Here is a 1,502-nt window from a genome sequence, read left to right as displayed (position 1 = left end):
GTCTTGCTCAGTCGTCAAGTCTATTTTTTATACAATCTTTTATGCTGATTTTCTGGAATTTGTCAAGTTTTATTTATACCAAATTAGATGAGCTTACCCTGCTTTCTTAATTCTTTCAGAGTCGGTTCATTGTTTGAACTTAAAGCAATTTCTACAGTTTTATACCATAAATCAGCTTTTTTGGAGAGATTTGCCACCTTTAGAACATCATTGCTTTGAGAGAGTTGGTTTTTCACTTCTGGCGGAGTTAAAACGACTTTCATCGCTGCGATCGCAAATGGATTACCTGAAGGACGATTAGCATCGCAAACCAATTCGACTTGCCAAAGGTATCTTCTGCCAACTAACAATTCTTGACTAGGCAGAGATAGAATCATGATTCCTGGAGAACTTTTAAAATTTTCATCTTTAATTTCTTTTACCAATCTAGATTGTTTGTTATTTTGGTCGTACTCATAAAGGCGAAATTCCATTTGCCAAGAGCTAGTATCTTTCACAAACCAGGCAAATGTAGGACTGTTTGCCAAAGTTTGACCGTAACTTTGAGTAGGTGCAAGTAAAATAATATTTGGAATACTACTTGAGGATGCCTCACTTTCAGTCTCACATCCCCTAGAACCACCTGAAGTTCCTCTAGTTTGAGGTGGAGGATCGTCAGAATTATTGTTGTTACCGTTAGCTAAAGCTGTTGTAGGCATTAATAACAACAAGCTCAAAGCAATGTAGTTAGTAAGGTTATGCTTCAAACATTTTTGCAAAGAGCGTTTTCTGTTAACCATGTTCTTTAATAATTTGCTAAGAAGAAGAGTCTTAATAAAATATCTGGCTTCACAAGCTATATTCTGCAAATCACCTTGCAAAATACTGTATTTTTAAATGCATGACAGCTTCACCATTAGAAATCAGCGTACAAGATATTGCTCACTATGAGATCAGGCATTCCTGAAAATAAATCGACAGTTGTCATGAGTAGTGCAATTACACTTCAACACTTGCAACCTAATGGTGTACTCGCCATGCCACATACAAAAAGCATTACATCAATCCAATCCCAAATTTCTCATCGCTTTCCACAAATTAGGTCGTCGCTTATGCTGGACTTTCCATTGAGACAACAAACTATCATAATTCTGCGGTGCTAACTCCTTCAAGGCAGACATCCATTGTGCATTTTTCGTATAATCCGAGTTTTGAGACGAGTCCGGTCTGGGTACAAAGTTGTGTAAGTTTGCTTGCCAATAATCCATCACTCTTTCCCACAAATCAGGGGGTGCATATTCTTGGAGATACGTTCTCCTAGAAATATCATCTCGTGTCGATAGTTGGTTTGGCAAAATCACAACCTCATAAAACTTCGGGTAGGGGGATTTTCCCTGATACTTTATCTCGGTCAAATCTTTCGTTAACAAATGTAAAACACTATATTCCCCACCCAGTTGCCCCTGTTCTCCAGGTAAATTCTCCAGCCACTCGATAATTTTTTGCCTAAACCAAGTATGTCC

General features: G+C 37.9%; 2 protein-coding genes. Both read right to left on the bottom strand.

Features of this window, described 5'->3' with window-relative positions:
• Positions 1-83: 83 nt before the first annotated feature.
• Positions 84-779: a DUF928 domain-containing protein gene (locus H6G26_RS41700; RefSeq protein WP_206757601.1), complete on the bottom strand. Its 696-nt coding sequence runs from the start codon at positions 777-779 to the stop codon at positions 84-86.
• Positions 780-1,040: 261 nt separating this feature from the next.
• Positions 1,041-1,502: hypothetical protein (locus H6G26_RS41695; RefSeq protein WP_190738002.1), on the bottom strand; the 462-nt coding region annotated here is incomplete at its 5' end.

The sequence above is a fragment of the Nostoc sp. FACHB-888 genome (genome assembly GCF_014696655.1).
In the GTDB taxonomy this organism is placed as follows: Bacteria; Cyanobacteriota; Cyanobacteriia; order Cyanobacteriales; family Nostocaceae; genus Nostoc.
This window is presented reverse-complemented; position numbering and strand designations above follow the sequence as displayed.

What these genes read in the sequence shown, in the direction of transcription:
- H6G26_RS41700 (WP_206757601.1), bottom strand. Translation starts at nt 779, where the DNA reads ATGGTTAACAGAAAACGCTCTTTGCAAAAATGTTTGAAGCATAACCTT.